Source organism: Actimicrobium sp. CCI2.3, from assembly GCF_035019065.1.
In the GTDB taxonomy this organism is placed as follows: domain Bacteria; phylum Pseudomonadota; class Gammaproteobacteria; order Burkholderiales; family Burkholderiaceae_D; genus Actimicrobium.
The window spans coordinates 1-20140 of record NZ_JASJWR010000050.1 but is presented as its reverse complement, the minus strand read 5'-3'; the positions used below and the strand labels follow the sequence as shown (position 1 = coordinate 20140).

Genomic DNA, 20140 nt, shown 5'->3' with positions numbered 1-20140 from the left:
ATGCCACATCAATCTAATCAAAATCAACCGTTAAAAACAGCATACAAGGGTGCAATAACCGAAGGGCATTGCACCGCGCGCATTCACGAAGTCATCGGCCGTCCCCAATCCCCGGTCTCAAAACTCTTCCCAGTCGTTTGCCGAGCCGCTCTTGCCAGAATTGCCCAGCGCTTTTGGCGCGGGTCGGTACGCCGGTCTGGCGATGCCAGCCATGTTTTTCGGTACCGCAGCAGACCCGCCACTGACCTGAAAGACACTGACCATTTGCGACAGTGACGTGGCCTGCTCTTGCAGGCTCTGCGCGGCAGCGGCGGCTTCTTCGACCAATGCAGCGTTCTGCTGAGTGACCTCGTCCATCTGTGTCACCGCCTGATTGATCTGCTCGATGCCGGCGGTCTGTTCCTGACTGGCCGAGGTGATCTCGCCGATGATGTCGGTAACGCGCTTGACGCTGCCGACAATGTCGCCCATGGTCTGGCCAGCCGCATCAACGAGCTTGGTGCCATTGCCGACGTTCGTGACCGAATCGTCGATCAGAAGCTTGATTTGCTTGGCCGCAGCGGCCGAACGGTGTGCCAGACTGCGCACCTCGGTCGCCACCACCGCAAACCCGCGTCCCTGTTCGCCTGCCCGCGCGGCCTCGACGGCTGCATTCAAGGCCAGAATATTAGTCTGGAAGGCGATCCCGTCGATGACGCTGATGATGTCAGCAATTTTCTTCGACGACTCATCAATCGCGCTCATCGTGGTGATCATCTGTGACACGACACTGCCGCCCTTGACCGCAATGTCGGTGGATGACAGAGCCAGCGCGTTGGCCTGGCGGGCATTGTCGGCATTTTGTCTGACGGTGGCGGTCAGTTCTTCCAGCGAGGAAGCGGTTTCTTCCAGTGCACTGGCTTGCTGCTCGGTCCGCGCCGACAGATCGAGGTTGCCGCTGGCGATTTGCGCCGAGGCCGTGGCCATCGTGTCGGTGCCCTGACGTACCTGTCCGACGATCTCGTTGAGGTTGGCGCGCATGTGGTCCATCGCAGACAGCAGGCTGCTGTTGTCGCCGGGACGCAATGCCACCTGGACTGTCAGGTCGCCCGCAGCAATCCGGTTGACGATGTCGGCTGCATAGTCCGGCTCGCCACCGAGTTGGCGCATCAGCGTGCGGGTAATCGTGACGGCTGCGATGACACCAACCAGCAGTGCCAGCGCGACAAAGGCCAGCATCACAATGCGGGCGCTGGCGTACTCCTGCGCCGCAGTCTGCATGGCGGTTTCATTTTGCTTTTTCTCGATATCGATCAGTTTGCCGAGAGCTTCCAGCCACTTTCTCTGTACCGGGCGAACCTCGGTGAACAAGACCACCGTGGCCTCGTCTTGCTTGTTCTGCAATCCCAGTTCGGCGGCTTTGGCAAATAACGGCAGAGCGATAGTCCGTAACGCACTGACAGCGTCGAGCGCGGCTTTCTGTTCTGTGTTGACACCCCCTTCGGCGGCAATCATGGCGTTGAGTTGTGTCTCTGCACTGTCATAGTTCAGCGCACCGTTCTTCATCCGCTCGTCTTCCGGTCGCATGTCGTTGATATCGGTCATCAAGATAAGATTGCGCACGGCCACCATTCGGTCGTACACCGTCAGACGCATTTCCAATACGTGGTTCAGTTCGACGTTGTTGACGTTGACAATTTTTTCAAGTCGCTGCTCGATCTGTCCCATGCGGCTTAATCCGATACCAGTCGAGACCATCAGTAGCAGGAGCAGCAGGGAGAAGCCGATCGTCAGACGCGTGCTGACTTTCATGGAGGTCGATTTCATGGAGATACTCCAAAGGGAGGTGATGGGCGCGACGAAGTATTGCCGCAAAGAATCATGCCGTTAATGATATTGCGTTTGATCGCGAGAATCGATGATTTTCAAAAATCGACTAGGAGTGCATGGTTGCACGGTAGACGGGTCGTTATTTATGTCGCGTAACGAAAAGGGAAGTCGCCCCGAGTGGAGCGAACAGCACGTGCTACCGGGGCTTTATGCCAGCCTGCTCAGGTCATGCGGTTCTTTGACAGCGGCGGATTTTTGGCAAAGTAGATGCGGATACCCTTGAGTATAGCAATGGCCATCTGGTCCTGATAGGCGTTGTCGGTCAGCTTGGCTTCTTCTTCGGGATTGGAAATGAAAGCGGTCTCGATCAGGATGCTCGGAATATCCGGTGCCTTGAGGACGGCGAAGCCAGCCTGTTCGACCGAGCCCTTGTGCAGGCGGTTGATGCTGCCGATTTCTCCGAGCACAGCCTTGGCCAGTTTCATGCTGTCACTGATCTGCGCCGTGGTCGACAGGTCGAGCAGCACGCTGGCCAGTTGCCGGTCATGGTTCTTGATATTGACGCCGCCAATCAGGTCGGCCGCGTTTTCCTTGTTGGCCAGCCAGCGCGCAGCGGTCGAGGTGGCACCTTTTTCGGACAGGGCAAACACCGATGAGCCGCGTGCAGTCGGTTCGACGAAGGCATCGGCATGAATGGAAACGAACAGATCAGCCTGCACCTTGCGGGCTTTTTCAACGCGCATGTTGAGCGGCACGAAGTAGTCGCCATCGCGGGTCAGCATGACCCGCATGTTGGGCTGTTCCTCGATCTTGGCTTTCAGGCGCTTGGCAATGGCCAGCACGACATCTTTTTCGTGGCTGCCGCCGCGGCCGACGGCACCGGGATCTTCACCGCCGTGGCCAGGATCGAGCGCGATCGTCAGCAAGCGCATCAATGGCGGAATTTTTTCTTCGCGCGGTTCGAGGCGGGCCACGTTCGGATCAAGAAATTTCAGACGCGGGTCGTTCCTGCTGCTTGGCTTGGGTTCGGGTTTCGCTTCCGCAATCGGGGGCGATGGATCGAATTGCTGGTCTTTCGACCATTCGCCTTTTTTGATCAGCTCGGCAATCGGATCGAGTGCCTGTGCCGGGTAAAGATCAAATACCAGTCGGTATTGATAATCACCGACCGGTTTGAGCGTGAACACTTGCGGCGTTACTTCGGCTTTCAGGTCGAACACCAGACGCACCACGTTCGGCCGGTTCTGGCCGACCCGCACTTGCGTGATGTACGGATCATTGGGCTGGATCTTGGCGATCAGGCCCTTCATGGTGGAATTGAGTTCCAGTCCCTCGATATCAATGACCAGTCGTTCCGGGTCTTTGACCACGAAGTGCGTGGCTTTCAGATCGCTATCGTTTTCGAGCGTGACGCGGGTGTAATCGTCCGAAGGCCAGACTCGCACGGCAAGAATTTGCGCGGCACGGGCAAGGCCGGGAACGATCACGGATAACAGCAAGGTGCCACCAGCCTGAAGCATGGTGCGACGACCTCGGCTGGAAAGCAGTGCTACAGGTTTGGGGCGAATTTGAGACGATCGAGACATTGAAAACCCTGGTCGGAATGCGCGGCCAATTCTACCTCACGACCTGCACCGGCCACGGTCAAAAATACGTCGATATCGGCCGGTGGTAACACGCCATCGGCCTTTTCGGGCCATTCGACGATGCAGATGTTGCGGCTATTGAAATATTCACGGAAACCGGCGTCGAGAAAGTCGTCTGCGCTGATCATCCGGTACAGATCAAAATGGATGACGTCCACGTCAATATCGTGCAATTGAATTGTGTACGGCTCTGCCAGCGTATAGGTCGGACTCTTGACATGTCCGGTGTGGCCGGCGGCGTGCAACAGGGCGCGCGTGAGCGCCGTTTTGCCGGTGCCGAGATCGCCATGCAGATAAATCGTCAGGCCCGGTACCAGCGCACGCGCCAGGGCGGCACCGAGTGCGAGGGTGCCGGCTTCGTCTTTCAGGTGAGCTGTGATGTGCTGCATCTCGTAAAATACCCTTTCATTTTTTTGGCGACTTGTTCCATGAATTTTCCATGACGCTTCCATGACTCTGCCAGCTACCGATCTGCTTGCCCTCGCTACCACCATCAAGGCCTGGGGGCAGGAGCTGGGCTTTGCCGAACTGCGGATTGCCGATATCGACTTGCAGCATGCCGAAGCCGGATTGCTGGCGTGGCTGGAGGCGGGCCACCACGGTGAGATGGATTATATGGCAGCCCATGGCACCAAGCGTGCCCGTCCGGCCGAGCTGGTGCCGGGGACATTGCGCGTGATCACGGCGCGCATGGATTATTTGCCGGCAGCCAGTGGTAGCGACTGGCGTGAGCGTGAAGCCGCACGGCTCGCCGTTCCGGGCGAGGCGGTGATTTCACTGTATGCGCGCGGTCGGGATTATCACAAGGTGCTACGGGCACGGCTGCAGCAACTGGCTACCCGTATCAGCAATGAAATCGGCCCGTTCGGTTACCGGGTATTCACTGATTCGGCGCCGGTGATGGAAGTCGAGCTGGCCACGCAGGCCGGGCTGGGCTGGCGCGGCAAGCACACCTTGCTGCTCAATCGCGAAGCGGGGTCGATGTTTTTTCTGGGCGAGTTGCTGACCGATTTGCCGCTGCCGGTCGATGCACCGATCAGTGATCATTGCGGCAGTTGCCATGCCTGCATCGGCGCCTGTCCGACCGGCGCCATCATCGGTCCGTATCGGCTCGATGCGCGTCGCTGCATTTCGTACCTGACCATTGAGCTCAAGGGCAGCATCCCGCTGGCACTGCGGCCCTTGATCGGCAACCGCGTGTATGGCTGCGACGATTGCCAGACCGTGTGCCCGTGGAACAAGTACGCGCAGCGCGCGGTGTTGCCGGACTTCGATGTGCGCAACGGTCTCGATCAGGCCGAGCTGGTGAGCCTGTTTGCCTGGAGCGAGGAAGAGTTCGATCGCTATCTGGCAGGCAGCCCGATCCGGCGCATCGGGCATGAACGATGGTTGCGCAATATCGCAGTCGGGTTGGGTAATGCGCTGGCGGCGGGCGCTTTACCGGAGCCGATATTGGCGGCGCTGCAGGCGCGGCGGGGGCATGAATCGGAGATGGTGCGGGAGCATGTGGAATGGGCGATTGGTTGTAGGCTGGCTCGCTCGTCGTAGGGTGCAATAACCGAAGGGCATTGCACCGAATGCACTGTCTGCGGTAGTTGATTCTGTATGCGCTCCGTCATGACCAAAATCGTAGGGTGCAATAACCGAAGGGCATTGCACCGAATGCACCGTCTGCGGTAGTTGATTCTGCATGCGCTCCGTCATGATCAAGGCGGTAGCGGCTTAGGTTTGTTTTTTTCTTTGGTCGCAAACCCCCATCGGTAGCAACCAGGGTCAGAGTTTTTTTTCGCAGGTTTCATCGCGAAAATTACTCTGACCCTGGTTGCGGATTCGGAGCGCTTGCCATCCGATTTCCGAGCTGCGGTTGTTTGCGTGGCTACCTGTCCGCCATGACCAAGCCGGGCCGCCCCCGGCTAGGTCATGACGGAGTGCACATGAAATTAGCAACCGCAGTCAGTGCATTCGGTGCAATGCCCTGCGGTTATTGCACCCTACGATTTTTGGGAACCAGCAACCAGGAACCCAAAACCCGCAACCCGCATCCTGCCGAGTAAGGCCAGTTCGGAATAGAGATACCCGTTGACCATTGCCGTACGAACTTCTGGTCAAGGTGGTCATCGTACGGTCATGGCTCATCGCTACAGTCCGCGCATCGGTTAAAACGCCAGGAATAACCATGACCACACGCCACCTCTGTTGTTTGTCATTGATGACCAGTATCGTTCTGGCCGGTTGCGGCAGTAGCGCCATGACTGCAATGGTGCAGGCACCGCCAATCGCTTCCGGCACGACTGCGGACGTCACGCTGCTGGAGACCACGGATCTGCACACCACTATCCGCAGCTACGATTACTTCAAGCTCGCCGATGACTTGTCGATCGGTTTTGAACGCACCGCCACCTTGATCAAGGCCGCGCGGGCAGAGGGCAAGAACACGCTGCTGTTTGACAATGGCGACACGATCCAGGGAACGGCGGTGTCGGACTATCAGGCGCTGGTCAATCCCGTCGGGTGCGACACGACGCTGGCGATGTACAAGGTGATGAACGCTGCCGGCTATGACGCTGCCGGCATTGGCAACCATGAATTCAACTACGGGTTACCGTTTCTGGCGCAGGTGACGGGTAGCAAGTTCAATGTGGACGGCATGCCCGCCGTCGCCGATCAGAAACAATGTGCCGGCCCCAGTTTTCCGCAAGTCCTGGCGAACGTGATCAGTCTCAAGGACAAGGCACCCTTGTTCCAGCCCTATGTCATTCTCGAACGAAGGATGAGGGCGATCGGTCCGGATGGCAACGCGGTCGACGCGATGGTCCGGGTCGGCGTCATCGGATTCACGCCACCGACGATTCTCAGTTGGGACAAGCGCTTCCTTGAAGGCAAGGTCACCACCGACGGCATCCGCGAACTGGCCACAAAATACATTCCCGAGATGCGCGCCAGGGGCGCGGACCTGGTCGTGGCAATTTCCCATGGTGGTCTGGATAACAGCCCCTACCTGCCCTCCATGGAAAACGCCAACTACTACCTCGCGCAAGTGCCGGGGATCGATGCGATGCTGATCGGTCACTCGCATCAGGTGTTTCCGAATGCGACGAGCACCGTCGCGCAATTCAATCTGCCCGGTGTCGACAAGGTCAAGGGTTTGGTCAACGGTGTCCCGACCGTGATGGCAAATTTCTGGGGGCAGCATCTGGGCGTGATCAAGCTGAAGCTGGCCTACGATGGCAAAGCGTGGTCGGTCGACAAGACCAGAACGACCGTCGAAGCGCGCCCGATCAAAAAGACCGATGGCAGCTTTGTCGCCGCTGACCCCAGCGTGGCTGCGGCCATCGAGGTCGAACATCAGGCCACGATCGCCTATGTGAAAACGCCGGTTGGCAGCACGGATTTTGACATGACGAGCTACTTTGCCGATGTGGGTGACTTCGCTGCCATCGAAGTGGTCAACCAGGCACAGGCCGACTATGTCAGCAAGTATGTCAGTGCCAACTTGCCGCAATATGCCTCGCTGCCCGTGCTGTCGGTTAGCGCGCCGTTCAAGAGCGGCTTCGCCGGCGGCATGGACTTCACCGACGTCAAGGTCGGCAATGTGGCGATCAATCATGCGGCCGACTTGTATCTGTTTCCAAATACTGTGTACGCAGTCAAGGTCAACGGAACCGATATCAAGAACTGGCTGGAGACGGCGGCCAAACGCTTCAACACCATCAATCCCGCCATGACGACTGCGCAGCCACTGATCAGCAGCTTCCCCGGCTATAACTTCGACATGTTCACGTCGTCCGACCTTCAGTACGAGATCGACGTCACGCAGGCGGTCGGCCAGCGCATTAAAAATCTGTCCTACAAGGCTTTGCCGATCCTGCCCAATCAGGAATTCATCATCGCTACCAATAACTATCGTGCCAGTGGCGGTGGCAACTTTCCTGGCATCGACGGTACCAAGACCATTTATGCCTCGCCCGACGCCAATCGCGATGTACTGATTGCTTATATCAAGGCGAAGAAAAACCTGACCCGCGCCGCAAACGGTAGCCACCGCAGCTGGCGCTTTACCAAAGTCGTGACGGCCGGCCCGGTGACTTTCAAGTCAGCGGTGGGCAAGCTGCCGCTGGCCCGGGCAGCGGGGCTCACCAATGTGTCGGTGCTGGCAGCCGATGACGGCTCAGGCAAATCGTTGTCGACCTACCAGATCGACCTCGGCAAATGAAGTGGCCGGGCTTCAGAGCGGGCAGGACCATCGCGCTGGTGCTTGTGGGCGTCGGTGCGCTGGTCGCTGCCCTGGCCAGCGGGTTGCGTCCGGTCGAGCCTGCCGTGCTCAAGCCGGCAGAAGTTGATCGGCTGCGCATGCAAGCCAGCGGTGGCCGCGACGGTGCCGCGCTCGCAACACTGCGGCGTGCTGCGCGCGACGGCAATCTCGACGCACTGCAGGCAGTTGCCGATGTCCTTCTGCTGGCGTCCGATCCGTCGCAGCTCCGCGAGGGATTGAACGACGCCCGCAGTGCCGCCACACGCGGCGATGCCCGCGCCCAGTACCTGCTTGGCAAGACCCTGTTCAATGGCAACGCGGTGCAACCCGCAGATCGTCAGGAAGCACGCGTATGGCTGGAAAGAGCGGCGCTTCAGGACCATTCGCAAGCGTGCTACCTGCTGGGATTGATCCATAAAAATGGCTATGACGCACCCATCGACGCCGTCGCTGCGCTGCGCTGGTTCGCTCGCGGAACCGCACTCGGCAACCCTGATGCCATGTTCATGCTGGGCAATGCGTACCTGGCAGGGGAAGGTTTGGCAGCGGATCCGTCGCATGCGATGCAGCTGTTTCGTGATGCCGCCGAGCTGGAGCATCCGCTGGCGGCGCAGATGCTGGCTTACGCCTTGCGGGACGGCACCAGTGGCATGGAGCGTGACGACCAGGGAGCACAACAGATGGTGCATGAAGTCGAACACGCACTACACCACCCGCGCGCAGTATTCTGAGCGTGACTGGAAAGGCTAGCCAGCACCGACATCAACGTCCCCGCCGAAATCAGAAACGCCACAAGCGGCCCATTGCCACCCATGCGCGCTGGAAGTCGCACCCACCGTGAATGGTGTTGACGTTGACTTGCATCGATGTGCAAGAGGTCAACGGCAACTTCAATTCCAACCCGTAGGGTGCAATAACCGAAGGGCATTGCACCGAATGCACTGACTGCGGTAGCTGATTCTGCATGTACCCTGTCATGACCAAGCGCCTAAAATTCCAGCAACCCGCAATCACCCAATCATCCCCAGCCACAACGGCAACGTCAGCACCGACATCAACGTCCCCGCCGAAATCAGAAACGCCACGAACGGCCCATTGCCCCCCATGCGCGCGGCCAGTACATAGGCGCTCGAAGCGGTCGGCAGGGCGCTGAACATCACGACGATCTGCAGTTGTAATGGCGGCAGGCCCAGGCGACTGCCGAGCAACCACGCCAGTGCCGGCAGGGCCAGCAACTTGACGGCGATGAAATAGGCCGCCATGCCTTTGGCCTGGTGCAGCCCGGATAGCCGCAGCCCGGCACCGACCGTGATGAGGCCGATGGCAATGGCGGCATTGCCGATGCGCGACAGCGTGGCCCCGATGAATTCGGGGATCGGCACGCCGGCGAAGTTGCATGCCAGGCCCAGCACCGTCGCCAGCAGCAGCGGATTTTTCATCAGCTCACGCAGCAGGCCACCCTTGCGATGGACCAGTGCATGCACTGCCGCGACATTGCACAGCGGGACCGAAAAACCGATGATCAGCGCCATCAACGCCGTACCGGTATCGCCACCGAGCCGCGACGCTACGGCCAGTGCGATGTAGGAATTGAAACGGAAGGCCGTTTGCACGCCGGACTCGAAGAGCATCGGTCCGGGCCGGAACATTGGCTTGGCCAGCCACCCGAGGGCAACGCCGCCCAGACAGGTCAGCAGCGCGACCTGCAGCATCTTGCCAGTGCTGGCAAAGTCGAGCGGTGCGCGCGCGGTGGCGTAAAACAGCAGGCTGGGGAAGAGCACGTAGTACACCAGCTTTTCGAGGCCGGCCCAGAATGCCGGCTCCCAGCGGGTGATCCGGAACAGCACCAGACCCAGCAGGATCAGCGTGAAATCAGGCAGCAACAGAAAGGCAAGAGACATGGGCGGTCGATCAGGGTTATTTCAGCAGACCTGCCAGTTCGACAGCGGTCTTCACATTCATTTTGTCGAAGATGTGGGCGCGATGGACTTCGACCGTGCGCATGCTGATACCGAGCTGGTCGGCGATGACCTTGTTCATTTTGCCGACCAGGATCAGGTCCAGTACTTCGCGCTCGCGGGCCGACAGGCTGTCGAGCCGCAGTTGCACCAGTGCCCGCACGCCGGCTTCGCGCGAGGCAGCCAATGCCTCTTCGACGCGGTCGATCAGCTTGTTGTCGTTGAACGGCTTTTCAAAGAAGTCGAAGGCACCGCGCTTGAGGCTGTCGACGGCCATCGGGACATCGCCGTGGCCGGTCAGGAAAATGACCGGCAACCGGTTGGTCAGCTTGCGCTTGGCCATGATGTCGAACAGCACGGTGCCGCTGGTCTCGGGCATGCGGATGTCGAGCAGCACGCAATCCCCCACCGGATCGAAGGCGAGCTGGTCAACCGCAGCCAGAAAGGCGTCGGCACCGTCATAGGCTTTGGCGCTGATGCCGCGCGAACGGGCCAGCCAGCTGAGCGAGTCGCGGATCGCTTCTTCATCATCGACGATATGGAGCATCAGAAATCCTGTCTTTGAAAGTGGTTGCCGTCACATTGGCAACAAGGTCGCCAGCGCGTCGTCGGCGAACGGCAAGGCAAACTGGAAAATCGTGCCCCCGGCGGGGTTGCTCACATGGGTCAGTTTGCCGCCATGAAACTCGATCGCGGTACGGCAGATGTTCAGGCCCATTCCCATGCCTTCCGATTTGGTCGAAAAGAAGGGCGAGTATAGCCGCTCTGCAACATCTTCCGGTATGCCGTGGCCCTGATCGATGATCTCGGTCAACACGGCCGCCTGACCGGCCGCTGTCACGGTGCGGCTCAGGCGCAGTCGCAGCAGTCGCTGTTTGGCCGGCATCTGCTGCATCGATTCGATCGCGTTACGGGTCAGGTTGAGCATCACTTGTTCGAGCAGGACGCGGTCACCCAGCACGACCGGCAAGTCGGCCTCGATGCTGATGACGATTCTGGTGCCCGATGGCTGGGCCTGCAAGGCAATGAGGGGTTCGAGCGTATCGAGGATGGCGGCCATGCTGACGGCTTCGCGCAGCGGTTCGCGCTGCTTGACGAACGCATGCACGCTGCGAATGATCTGGCCGGCCCGCAGTGCCTGGGCGGCGGCTTTTTCGAGTGCTGGCTTGAGCAGCGCGCGGTGGTCGTCGCCACCGCTGGACGGGTCACTCAGCAGGTTCAGTGCGCCGGTGGTGTAGCTTGAAATGGCGGCCAGCGGCTGGTTCAGTTCATGCGCCAGCGTCGATGCGATTTCGCCCATGCTGGCCAGACGTGCGCTGGCCTGCAGTTTTTCTTGCTGGCGCAAGTTGAGGTCTTCGGCTTGCTTGCGCTCGGTGATGTCGAGGATGGAGCCCATCCAGCCGGTCTGCTTGCCATCGAGATCGCGCAAGGCCGATTCAAAAATCAGGACCGGAAAGCGTTCGCCATTGGCGCGCTGGAAGATGGTCTCGAAGCCTTTCTGGGTCACCGTTCCGGCGATGACTTCAGCAAAACGTTTTTCGTAATCGAGCGTCGCTTCGGGTGCCCAGTACGGCATCGGTGGCAGCTTGCCGAGCATGCTTTCGGCCGGCATGTCGACCATCTTGCAGAAAGCCGGATTGGCATAGGTGACGCGTCCTTCGAGGTCGCGCGCGCGCATGCCGGTCACCAGCGAATTTTCCATGGCGGTTCGGAAGGTCACCTGTTCGCGCAACGCTCCCTCGGTGGCGAGCCGACGGTTGATGTCGCGCCATAGCGCCCACAGACTCCAGACCAGTCCCAGCGAGAGCGCGATGACGGAACCCATCAGCAGGTTGGGCAGCAAGCGCGGTGCACCCTTGACGCTGTTGGTGCGCAGCGTCACGCTCTGACCGCTCAGGTCCAGCGTGCGCTGGTGGGTGTAGACACCGCGGCCGGGGCCGCCGGAGGCGCGCCGGGCGATCAGCTTGTCGTCGATGTCGAGCAGATCGAGCTGGTTTTCCTGGGCAAACCACCACGGCACCATCTCGTCGAGGATGCCACTGGCGTAATACGACAGCATCAATGAACCGACATATTTTTTGCCCTTGAACATCGGCACGAAATAATCGAACAGCACCGGTCGGGCGGAGCCTGGTTGGGCAATCGGCCGACTGTAGCTCGGCACCTTGCTATCGATCGCGTGGGCCAGGGCTTCTTGTGCAGGCAGCGGCCATTGCGACAGCCCGGATGCCAGATCGGCATAGTCGGTGCTGGCGCTGGTGCGCCCTTCGGCATCGAGCCAGATGATACTTTTGATCTCCCGGCTACCGGCCAGTAGCGTCGCGGCGCGCTCATTGAATTTTTGCGGCTGCAACTGGCCATCGAGGATTTCGGAGGAAATCAGTCGCAGGCTGTCGTTGCTGCGATCGAGCTGGAAGCGGATGGTTTGCTCGACCCACAAGGTGTCGGCGATCAGCTGTTCCTGGCGCTCGTTGCTTTCCATGCGCTGGGCTTGCCACGGCAAGCCGGTCAGGATGCCAAGAAATAACAGCACCAGGACGCCCGGTAGCACCCAGCGCCACGTTTGACGGCGTGCCGCCACGAGCGGGTTGAACAAGGAAGGCAGTGGAGTCATGGTCAGGGCAGGGAGACGGAGTTGCAGTGTAGCCGAGCGCGACTGCGGTTATCCACAGTTGATTGGTAGCGGGTGGCTCGCGACAATGGAGTCACAAAAAGGCACCTTATAAACCACCCCAGGAGATCCCATGCTACGACGTACCTTTACCCTGTCCACGCTGGCCATGTCGGCCGCGTTGTTGATGACCGGCACTGCGATGGCGCAGACGCCGATCATTATCAAGTTCAGTCACGTCGTAGCCAACGATACGCCCAAGGGCAAGGCGGCAGAGCGATTCCGGGAGCTGGTCGAAAAAAACCTGAAAGGTCGCGTCAAGGTCGAGCTGTATCCGAACAGCACGCTGTACAAGGACAAGGAAGAACTCGAAGCGTTGCAGCTCGGTGCAGTACAAATGCTGGCACCATCGCTGGCCAAGTTCGGTCCGCTCGGCGTGAAGGAATTCGAACTGTTCGACCTGCCGTATATTTTTCCGGGCAAGGACGTCTTGTATCGCGTCACCGAAGGTCCGATCGGCAAGGACCTGTTCAAGAAGCTCGAATCGAAAGGCATCACCGGGCTGGCATTTTGGGACAATGGTTTCAAGGTCATGTCGGCCAACAAGCCACTGAAAACCCCAGCTGATTTCAAGGGCCTGAAGATGCGTATCCAGTCGTCGAAAGTACTCGATGCCCAGATGCGCGCACTGGGTGCGAATCCGCAAGTGCTGGCGTTTTCCGAGGTCTATCAGGCGCTGCAGACGGGCGTTGTCGATGGCACCGAAAATCCGCCATCGAATCTGTATACCCAGAAAATGCATGAAGTCCAAAGCAATGTGACGGTATCGAACCACGGCTATCTGGGCTACGCCGTCATCGTCAACAAGAAGTTCTGGGATGGCTTGCCGGCCGACATACGTACCGGCCTCGAAGCGGCCATGAAAGACGCGACCAAATACGCCAACGCCATCGCGCAGCAAGAAAATGACAAGGCGCTTGAAGCGGTGCGCAAGACCGGCAAGACCGATGTCTACGTCCTGAACGACACCGAAAAAGCCGAATGGCGCAAGGCCTTGCTGCCGGTGCGCAAAGACATGGAGTCGCGCATTGGCAAGGACCTGATCAATTCGGTGGTCAAGGAAGCCGCCACGCTCGGCTACAAGTAATTGCATCGCAGTCTGACATAACTGGCGATACGCAATGACGCAGCGGGACGCTAGTTTCGCTGCCACTGCCGTTGCCGCTTTCCACGCGCATCACAATAAAAACAACCATTTGCCCGGAGTCTTTCCATGAAATTGCTCGACCATCTTGAGGAGTGGCTCATTGCCGCACTGATGGCGTCGGCCACCGTGATCATCTTTGTCGCCGTGGTCCATCGCTATCTGTCCGGCTTGCCGATTCCCTATCTGCAGGATTATCTGATCAGCCTCAATACCAGCTGGGCGCAGGAACTCTGTATTTACCTGTTTGTCTGGATGGCCAAGTTCGGTGCCGCCTATGGCGTACGGACCGGCATCCACGTTGGCGTCGATGTCCTGATCAACCAGCTCAACACGCCATGGCGCAATAAATTTGTCGTCTTCGGCTTGCTGGCCGGTGCCACGTTTACTGGCATCGTCGGGACGCTGGGCGCGAGTTTTGTCTACCAGATCGCGCAGCATTCGAGTACCTCCGAAGTGATGGAGGTGCCGATGTGGATCGTCTATCTGGCCGTGCCGCTGGGTTCGTACCTGATGTCGTTCCGTTTCCTGCAAGTGACCTGGGCCTTCATCAAGACCGGCGAATTGCCCAAGCATGACCATTCGTTTGTCGAAGGTATCGAAGAAGAAGTCGCCGGAGGCAAGGCATGAACGCGCTGATCATTTTTGTCTTGCTGTTTGTGCTGATGCTAACCGGCATGCCGATTTCCATTTCACTCGGCCTGACGGTACTGACCTTCCTGTTCACCATGACCGATGTGCCGATCGAATCGGTGGCGCTGAAGCTGTTCACCGGCATCGAGAAGTTTGAAATCATGGCGATCCCGTTCTTCATTTTGGCGGGTAACTTCCTCACGCATGGCGGGGTGGCACGACGCATGATTAACTTTGCCTCGTCGATGGTCGGACACTGGCATGGTGGTCTGGCACTGGCCGGCGTGATGGCTTGTGCGCTGTTTGCAGCGGTGTCGGGTTCCTCGCCGGCGACCGTGGTGGCGATCGGTTCGATCATCCTGCCGGCGATGGTGCGACAGGGTTATCCGAAGAGTTTCGGTGCCGGTGTCATCACCACCTCCGGTGCCCTCGGTATCCTGATCCCGCCGTCGATCGTGATGGTGATGTATTCGGTCTCGACCAATACCTCGGTTGGCAAGCTGTTCATGGCTGGCGTCGTGCCGGGTCTCATGCTGGCGTTCTTTCTTGGACTGACAACGTGGTACCTGGCGCGCAAGAACAATTATCCGAAGATGCCCAAAGCCAGCTGGGCCGAGCGCGGCGCAGCCTTCCGTAAAAGTGCCTGGGGTCTGCTGCTGATCGTCATCGTGATGGGCGGCATCTACAGCGGCAAGTTCACGCCGACCGAAGCGGCCGCAATGGCCGCCGTGTATGCGTTCATCGTGGCGGTGTTCGTCTACAAGGACATGAGCATGAAGCAGGTGCCGAAAGTCTTGCTGGATTCAGCGGCGATGTCGGCGATGCTGCTCTACATCATCACGAATGCGGTGCTGTTTTCGTTCCTGATCACGAGCGAAAATATCCCGCAATCGATGGCCGCTGTAATCACTGACATGGGCATGGGGCCGATCGGTTTCCTGCTGGTCGTCAATGTGCTATTGCTCCTGGCCGGTAACGTGATGGAGCCCTCGTCGATCGTGCTGATCATGGCACCTATCCTGTTCCCGGTGGCGATGAAACTGGGCATCGATCCGGTGCACTTCGGCATCCTGATTATCGTCAACATGGAAGTCGGCATGTGTCATCCGCCGGTCGGATTGAACCTGTACGTCGCGTCCGGCATTACCAAGATGGGCATTACCGAACTGACGGTGGCGGTCTGGCCATGGCTGCTGACGATGCTGGCATTCCTTGGTCTGGTGACCTATGTGCCGGCGATTTCACTGTGGTTGCCTAACCTGATTTACAACTGACCAGCGAGTCACTTTCATGGTGCGTTGCAGCACCAAAAAATGATTGTGCATGATGTGAAATAGTTTGCTTGACGTGCGATTCAATATGTCTGAGACTCCTGTCAACCATTAAATAAATGGCATTCAAATGGTGCAACTCACCAGCCGTGAATTTTTGGTGAGAACGACGGCAGGACAGAATCATGAGGTGGATGGCGCTGATAAAACGGTATCGATACCGCAGTGAAGAGGAGACGCGTGTTTCAATAAAGCTGTTTAAACAGCAGGGAAACACAAGCATGGCTTAAGGCGCATCCGATGATGCGCCTTTTTATTTCGGGCGCACTTGTTCACTCCTTGGGCTCATGAAAACACCCGCAAGCAGGTCTCTTTTTTCAGTGATTGTGCCGGCACCTTTCGGTGCGATCGGGTTGCGTACCGGCACTGGCGTGGTGCGTGAGCTGGTTTATCTGCCGCCTTCATTCCCGGCTAGTCCGGCCACCGATGCGCTGGCCGAACAGGCCGGTCAGCAGGTCAGCCGCTATCTGCGTGACCCTGATTTTCGTTTCGATTTGCCACTGGCCGAGGTCGGCACGGCGTTCCAGCGCAAGGTGTGGGCCGTCATTGCCGCGATCCCGCGCGGTGATGTGCTGACCTATGGCGAGGTCGCGAAGATCATCGGTTCGGCACCGCGTGCAGTCGGCCAGGCCTGCGGTGCCAACTGGTTTCCGTTGATTATTGCTTGCCACCGCGTGACCGCTGCCGCAGGACTGGGCGGGTTTGCGCATGACGACAATGCGGCCGGATTTCATCTCGGGGTGAAGCGCTGGTTGCTTGCCCATGAAGGCGTGACCGATGTCTGACGTGGCGACCCTCAATGCCGACAGTCGCCAGCACATCGACACGTTTTGCGACACGCTGTGGCTGGAAGATGGCCTGGCAAAAAATTCACTGGAAGCGTATCGACGCGACCTGACTGCGTTTGCGCTGTGGCTCGCCGCGACGACGCAGACCGGGCTGCTGGCGGTCACGGCTGCCGACATCAATACGTATTTTGCAGTGCGTCATGAAACCACCAAAGCCACCACCGCAAATCGCCGGTTGGCCGTGCTCAAGCGGTTTTATCAGCGAGCATTACGCAACAGCCAGATCAGCGACGATCCCTGTCTGAAGCTGCATTCTGCCAAGCAAGCGCCACGCATTCCGAAGACGCTGTCGGAAGCCAACGTGGAGGCATTGCTGGCAGCACCGGATGTTTCGACGCCGCTCGGTCTGCGGGACCGGACCATGCTGGAACTGATGTATGCCAGTGGCTTGCGCGTGACCGAACTGGTCCTGCTCAAATCGATCGAGGTCAGTCTCAATGATGGCGTGTTGCGGGTCACCGGCAAGGGCAACAAGACGCGCCTGGTGCCGTTCGGCGAAGAAGCGCACGGCTGGATCGACCGCTATCTGAAAGAGGCGCGTGCGCAGATTCTGAACGGACAGATGGACGATGCGTTGTTCGTGACCGCACGCGGCGGTCCGATGACACGGCAGATGTTCTGGGTGGTCGTCAAAAAATGTGCCGCGCGTGCCGAGATCAACGCGCCGCTGTCGCCGCACACGTTGCGCCACGCGTTTGCGACCCACTTGCTCAATCACGGTGCCGATCTGCGCGTGGTGCAATTGCTGCTCGGTCATGCGGACATCTCGACCACGCAGATTTATACCCATGTGGCGCGGGAACGGCTCAAGGTCCTGCATGCGGCGCATCATCCGCGCGGATAATCAGGGTAGTCGAGAAATAATATAAACGATTTAATGGTGATAGTTTCTCGGTCGGTCGGAATCCTGTATCCTTCGCTGAACAGCCATGCACCATCGGGCTGGCAGGTTGGGGCACTTTATTTTCTATCGGTATCGCTTAAAAGGGTGAGACATTGGCAAAGACAAATTTTCAGTACGAACGTCGGCAAAAAGACCTCGAAAAAAAGCGCAAGAAGGAAGAAAAACTCAAGCGCAAGGCCGACAAGAAGGATGAGCCGGGCGAAGGGGTCGACGGCGCGGAGCCGGTCGATGGTATCGAGTCCGATGCCGATGACAGCGACGACGATGGCGACGATGGCGACGATGGTGATGGCGATCAGCCTGCGACAGAACCAAAATAATACCGATCAGGCTGATTCGGCATCTTTCCCGAACAGTCTGATACGCACCAGTACCTGACCATGATCCGAGGCTGCAGCCAGACGCAGTCCGACATGATCGTTCAAATACAGCACTTCCAGCACTTCGCCGATCGCGTAATTCGATCGGGGATGAAATTCCTCTGACACCAGTACATGATCGAGCGTCTGGTACGCGCCTTCATGCAGATGGGTGTAACCGACATCGCGTGAGCGGTCGTTGCCGGTCTGGATGAGCGTGCTGTCGAACAGCCGTTCGTAGAGCGCACTTTTTCCATGCCGGCCGGTGCCCATCACCATCTGGGTCGAGACGGCACTCGCATCATCATTAAAATCTCCCAGCACCACCAGCGGCCCGCGTTGCGCCAGTTGCAGATCGGTCAGCAGATAGCGCAGACCGAGTGCATCGGTGCCGCGCCGGATCAGCGAACGCAATGACGCCATGCCGAGGTGGTAAGGGTCGTCTTCCGTTTCGCCGGGATTCCAGTCGGGACGCTTCGATTTCATGTGCGTGACGAAAGCCTGCAGCGTGCTGCCATCGGGCAGGCTCAACGGCACTTGCAGGACCGGTCGCGTGAACCGCGTCATTGGTGCCAGCGTGTCGGGCAGCGTGATGGCGAGCTGGCGCGGCAAATCCTGATGCAGGATCGGCAGGCCCGCCAGCGGCAGGCGCGACACCAGCGCGACACTGGGTGTGAGCTGGCCGTCACGCGGCTGCGGATCGCTGCCGGCATGGTGGGCATGGCGATAGTGCCGTGTGCGGGCCAGCACATCGCGTAACGCATCCTGCGAAAAAATTTCCTGGAAACCGATCACGTCGGCATCGAGCCGATCAATCTGCTGCGCCAGCCAGCTGATCTTGTCATCGTACTGGCGGATCGAGTAAGGTTCCTGGCCATCATAAAAACGGGCACCCGGTAACGCAAGATTCAAGACATTGAAGGTCGCGAAGCGGAGTTCATGCTGCATAATCAGGCTCCTTGTTTGACGGATCAGCGTAGCACGCATGGCAAAAAAAGATCACATCAGCGCAACCCCGGCGACAGCCCTGTTGCGCAAGCTCGGAGTCGCTTTCAGCGAACATCCGTATGACTACGAAGACCACGGCGGTACTGGCGTGTCTGCGCGCGAACTCGGCGTGGCAGAGCACGCAGTCGTGAAGACGCTGGTGATGCAGGACGACGGCGGTCACGCGTTGATCGTGCTGATGCATGGCGACTGCAAGGTCTCGACCAAGAACCTGGCGCGCCAAATTGGTTGCAAGTCGGTCGAGCCGTGCAAGCCGGAGGTCGCACAACGCCATTCCGGGTATCAGATCGGCGGCACGTCGCCGTTCGCAACCCGCAAGGCGCTGCCGGTGTATGTCGAGGAAGGCATCCTCGCGCTCGATAAAATCTACATCAATGGCGGCCGGCGCGGATTCCTGATCGGCATTGCGCCTGCCGTACTGACGCAGGTAGTGGCCGCGATCGCGGTCCACTGCGCGCTCGACGATTAATAAAAAAATTCAATTCGGAGCACTCATGATTACCCTGTTTTCTGTCCTCGCCGCCTATCTGGTCGGATCCATTTCCTTTGCGGTTGTCGTCAGCAAGCTGTTCGGCCTGTCCGACCCGCGCACCTATGGATCGAAAAATCCCGGTGCCACCAATGTCCTGCGCAGCGGTAACAAGGCTGCGGCGGTATTGACGCTGCTGGGAGATGCCTTCAAGGGCTGGCTGGCGGTCTGGCTGGCCTACCGGTTCGGGCCGCAGTTTGGCTTGCCCGACAGCGGTATTGCGCTGGTCGCGCTGGCGGTATTTGTCGGACATCTGTGGCCGGTATTCTTTCGCTTTGTCGGTGGCAAGGGCGTCGCCACTGCGCTCGGCGTGCTGATCGGGATCAACCCGTGGCTCGGATTGGGCACCGCCGTCACGTGGCTGGCGATCGCGTTTGCGTTTCGCTATTCGTCACTGGCGGCACTGGTGGCGAGTATTTTTGCGCCGTTTTATTACGGGTTGCTGTTTGGTGTCGATGCGATGCTGATGGCGGTTGTGGTGATGAGTGCGCTGTTGATTTACCGGCATCGGGGCAATGTTGCGAATTTGTTGAGCGGGAAGGAAGGGCGGCTGGGGAAGAAGAAGGGGTAGGGTTGGCTACCTGGCGGTATTGACGACCGTGATTGATGCGCTTGGTGCAATGCCCTGCGGTTATTGCACCCTACATCGCGGTTACGCGCCAATTGATATTGACGGCTCTCACTGCACGCCAACCGATACCGACGGCTCTCACCACGCATCAACCGATACCGACGGCTCTTACCACGCCAACCAATACCGACGGCTCCTATCACGCATCAACCGATACCGACGGCTCTTACCACGCATCAACCGATACCGACGGCTCTCACCACGCATCAACCGATACCGACGGCTCTCACCACGCATCAACCGATACCGACGGCTCTCACGTAGGGTGCAATAACCGAAGGGCATTGCACCGAATGCACTGTCTGCGGTTGCTGATTCTGTCTTTGCTCCGCCACGACCAAGCCGGGGGCGGCCCGGCAGCCGGTCACTTCTTTTTGCTTCGCTGTATGGACCGGGGACATGGGTAACACATGTACC

The 20140-nt window shown here is 58.9% G+C and carries 18 protein-coding genes; 11 read left to right on the top strand and 7 right to left on the bottom strand.

All coding sequences use genetic code 11. The annotated features are described in order from the left end of the window. Positions 1-117 precede the first annotated feature (117 nt). The 3 genes from QN370_RS19550 to tsaE form a co-directional block, all read right to left on the bottom strand. Positions 118-1806 carry a methyl-accepting chemotaxis protein gene (locus QN370_RS19550; protein WP_322128792.1) on the bottom strand — a complete coding sequence of 563 codons (1689 nt, stop codon included), beginning with the start codon at positions 1804-1806 and terminating at the stop codon, positions 118-120. A gap of 224 nt (positions 1807-2030) precedes the next feature. Continuing rightward, positions 2031-3395, bottom strand: a complete 1365-nt coding sequence (locus QN370_RS19545) for an N-acetylmuramoyl-L-alanine amidase (protein ID WP_322128791.1) — start codon at positions 3393-3395, stop codon at positions 2031-2033. Then, positions 3359-3844 (bottom strand): tRNA (adenosine(37)-N6)-threonylcarbamoyltransferase complex ATPase subunit type 1 TsaE, encoded by a 486-nt coding sequence (tsaE, locus tag QN370_RS19540; protein ID WP_322128790.1) that lies wholly within the window; start codon positions 3842-3844, stop codon positions 3359-3361. Before tsaE ends, QN370_RS19545 begins: the two co-directional genes overlap by 37 nt. Positions 3845-3905: 61 nt before the next feature. Between tsaE and queG the strand changes: the two genes are divergently transcribed. The 3 genes from queG to QN370_RS19525 all read left to right on the top strand — a co-directional run bounded on the left by queG (position 3906) and on the right by QN370_RS19525 (position 8438). Then, complete coding sequence (queG, locus tag QN370_RS19535) at positions 3906-5003, top strand: tRNA epoxyqueuosine(34) reductase QueG (protein WP_322128789.1); 1098 nt, start codon at positions 3906-3908, stop codon at positions 5001-5003. Positions 5004-5631: 628 nt separating this feature from the next. Next, positions 5632-7668: a bifunctional 2',3'-cyclic-nucleotide 2'-phosphodiesterase/3'-nucleotidase gene (locus tag QN370_RS19530; RefSeq protein WP_416172169.1), complete on the top strand. Its 2037-nt coding sequence runs from the start codon at positions 5632-5634 to the stop codon at positions 7666-7668. Continuing rightward, positions 7665-8438, top strand: a complete 774-nt coding sequence (locus QN370_RS19525) for a tetratricopeptide repeat protein (protein WP_322128788.1) — start codon at positions 7665-7667, stop codon at positions 8436-8438. The genes QN370_RS19530 and QN370_RS19525 overlap by 4 nt, the downstream gene beginning before the upstream one ends. 279 nt (positions 8439-8717) lie before the next feature. On the opposite strand, the gene QN370_RS19520 is transcribed toward QN370_RS19525, so the two are convergent. The 3 genes from QN370_RS19520 to QN370_RS19510 are packed head-to-tail and all read right to left on the bottom strand — an operon-like array spanning position 8718 to position 12279. Further along, positions 8718-9608: an AEC family transporter gene (locus tag QN370_RS19520; protein WP_322128787.1), complete on the bottom strand. Its 891-nt coding sequence runs from the start codon at positions 9606-9608 to the stop codon at positions 8718-8720. A gap of 16 nt (positions 9609-9624) precedes the next feature. Further along, positions 9625-10212, bottom strand: a complete 588-nt coding sequence (locus QN370_RS19515) for a response regulator transcription factor (protein WP_322128786.1) — start codon at positions 10210-10212, stop codon at positions 9625-9627. A gap of 30 nt (positions 10213-10242) precedes the next feature. After that, on the bottom strand, positions 10243-12279 hold the full coding sequence (locus tag QN370_RS19510; RefSeq protein ID WP_322128785.1) for a PAS domain S-box protein: 2037 nt from the start codon (positions 12277-12279) through the stop codon (positions 10243-10245). A 166-nt stretch (positions 12280-12445) separates the two neighbouring features. On the opposite strand from QN370_RS19510, the gene QN370_RS19505 reads away from it, so the two are divergent. The 6 genes from QN370_RS19505 (at position 12446) to QN370_RS19480 (ending at position 17516) form a co-directional block, all read left to right on the top strand. After that, complete coding sequence (locus QN370_RS19505) at positions 12446-13423, top strand: TRAP transporter substrate-binding protein (RefSeq protein WP_322129198.1); 978 nt, start codon at positions 12446-12448, stop codon at positions 13421-13423. Positions 13424-13549: 126 nt separating this feature from the next. Continuing rightward, positions 13550-14110 (top strand): TRAP transporter small permease, encoded by a 561-nt coding sequence (locus QN370_RS19500; protein ID WP_322128784.1) that lies wholly within the window; start codon positions 13550-13552, stop codon positions 14108-14110. Further along, entirely contained in the window at positions 14107-15387 is a 1281-nt protein-coding gene (locus tag QN370_RS19495; protein ID WP_322128783.1) for a TRAP transporter large permease subunit, read from the top strand. Before QN370_RS19500 ends, QN370_RS19495 begins: the two co-directional genes overlap by 4 nt. A 344-nt stretch (positions 15388-15731) precedes the next feature. Then, complete coding sequence (locus tag QN370_RS19490) at positions 15732-16229, top strand: methylated-DNA--[protein]-cysteine S-methyltransferase (RefSeq protein ID WP_322128782.1); 498 nt, start codon at positions 15732-15734, stop codon at positions 16227-16229. Further along, on the top strand, positions 16222-17136 hold the full coding sequence (gene xerD / locus QN370_RS19485; RefSeq protein WP_322128781.1) for a site-specific tyrosine recombinase XerD: 915 nt from the start codon (positions 16222-16224) through the stop codon (positions 17134-17136). The genes QN370_RS19490 and xerD overlap by 8 nt, the downstream gene beginning before the upstream one ends. A gap of 152 nt (positions 17137-17288) precedes the next feature. Further along, on the top strand, positions 17289-17516 hold the full coding sequence (locus QN370_RS19480) for a hypothetical protein (RefSeq protein ID WP_322128780.1): 228 nt from the start codon (positions 17289-17291) through the stop codon (positions 17514-17516). Between the two features lie 6 nt (positions 17517-17522). Here the strand turns inward: QN370_RS19480 and QN370_RS19475 are convergent, their stop codons facing one another. After that, the gene (locus QN370_RS19475; RefSeq protein WP_322128779.1) at positions 17523-18503 is read right to left on the bottom strand and encodes an endonuclease/exonuclease/phosphatase family protein; all 981 of its coding nucleotides are present in this window, start codon (positions 18501-18503) and stop codon (positions 17523-17525) included. Positions 18504-18540: 37 nt separating this feature from the next. On the opposite strand from QN370_RS19475, the gene QN370_RS19470 reads away from it, so the two are divergent. Beyond that, a complete protein-coding gene (locus tag QN370_RS19470; RefSeq protein ID WP_322128778.1) occupies positions 18541-19032 on the top strand; it encodes an aminoacyl-tRNA deacylase in 492 nt (163 codons plus the stop codon). 25 nt (positions 19033-19057) lie between these two features. Beyond that, positions 19058-19663, top strand: coding sequence for a glycerol-3-phosphate 1-O-acyltransferase PlsY (gene plsY, locus QN370_RS19465; protein ID WP_322128777.1), 606 nt, complete (start codon positions 19058-19060; stop codon positions 19661-19663). The last annotated feature ends 477 nt before the right edge of the window (positions 19664-20140 follow it).

Bases quoted from the DNA above. Each gene is read 5' to 3' on its own strand.
- QN370_RS19475 (WP_322128779.1), bottom strand. From the start codon at position 18,503: ATGCAGCATGAACTCCGCTTCGCGACCTTCAATGTCTTGAATCTTGCG.
- QN370_RS19490 (WP_322128782.1), top strand. From the start codon at position 15,732: ATGAAAACACCCGCAAGCAGGTCTCTTTTTTCAGTGATTGTGCCGGCA.
- QN370_RS19510 (WP_322128785.1), bottom strand. From the start codon at position 12,279: ATGACTCCACTGCCTTCCTTGTTCAACCCGCTCGTGGCGGCACGCCGT.
- QN370_RS19495 (WP_322128783.1), top strand. From the start codon at position 14,107: ATGAACGCGCTGATCATTTTTGTCTTGCTGTTTGTGCTGATGCTAACC.
- QN370_RS19505 (WP_322129198.1), top strand. From the start codon at position 12,446: ATGTCGGCCGCGTTGTTGATGACCGGCACTGCGATGGCGCAGACGCCG.
- QN370_RS19545 (WP_322128791.1), bottom strand. From the start codon at position 3,395: ATGTCTCGATCGTCTCAAATTCGCCCCAAACCTGTAGCACTGCTTTCC.
- queG (WP_322128789.1), top strand. From the start codon at position 3,906: ATGACTCTGCCAGCTACCGATCTGCTTGCCCTCGCTACCACCATCAAG.
- xerD (WP_322128781.1), top strand. From the start codon at position 16,222: ATGTCTGACGTGGCGACCCTCAATGCCGACAGTCGCCAGCACATCGAC.
- QN370_RS19530 (WP_416172169.1), top strand. From the start codon at position 5,632: ATGACCACACGCCACCTCTGTTGTTTGTCATTGATGACCAGTATCGTT.
- QN370_RS19520 (WP_322128787.1), bottom strand. From the start codon at position 9,608: ATGTCTCTTGCCTTTCTGTTGCTGCCTGATTTCACGCTGATCCTGCTG.
- QN370_RS19525 (WP_322128788.1), top strand. From the start codon at position 7,665: ATGAAGTGGCCGGGCTTCAGAGCGGGCAGGACCATCGCGCTGGTGCTT.
- QN370_RS19500 (WP_322128784.1), top strand. From the start codon at position 13,550: ATGAAATTGCTCGACCATCTTGAGGAGTGGCTCATTGCCGCACTGATG.
- plsY (WP_322128777.1), top strand. From the start codon at position 19,058: ATGATTACCCTGTTTTCTGTCCTCGCCGCCTATCTGGTCGGATCCATT.
- QN370_RS19550 (WP_322128792.1), bottom strand. From the start codon at position 1,806: ATGAAATCGACCTCCATGAAAGTCAGCACGCGTCTGACGATCGGCTTC.
- tsaE (WP_322128790.1), bottom strand. From the start codon at position 3,844: ATGCAGCACATCACAGCTCACCTGAAAGACGAAGCCGGCACCCTCGCA.
- QN370_RS19515 (WP_322128786.1), bottom strand. From the start codon at position 10,212: ATGCTCCATATCGTCGATGATGAAGAAGCGATCCGCGACTCGCTCAGC.
- QN370_RS19470 (WP_322128778.1), top strand. From the start codon at position 18,541: ATGGCAAAAAAAGATCACATCAGCGCAACCCCGGCGACAGCCCTGTTG.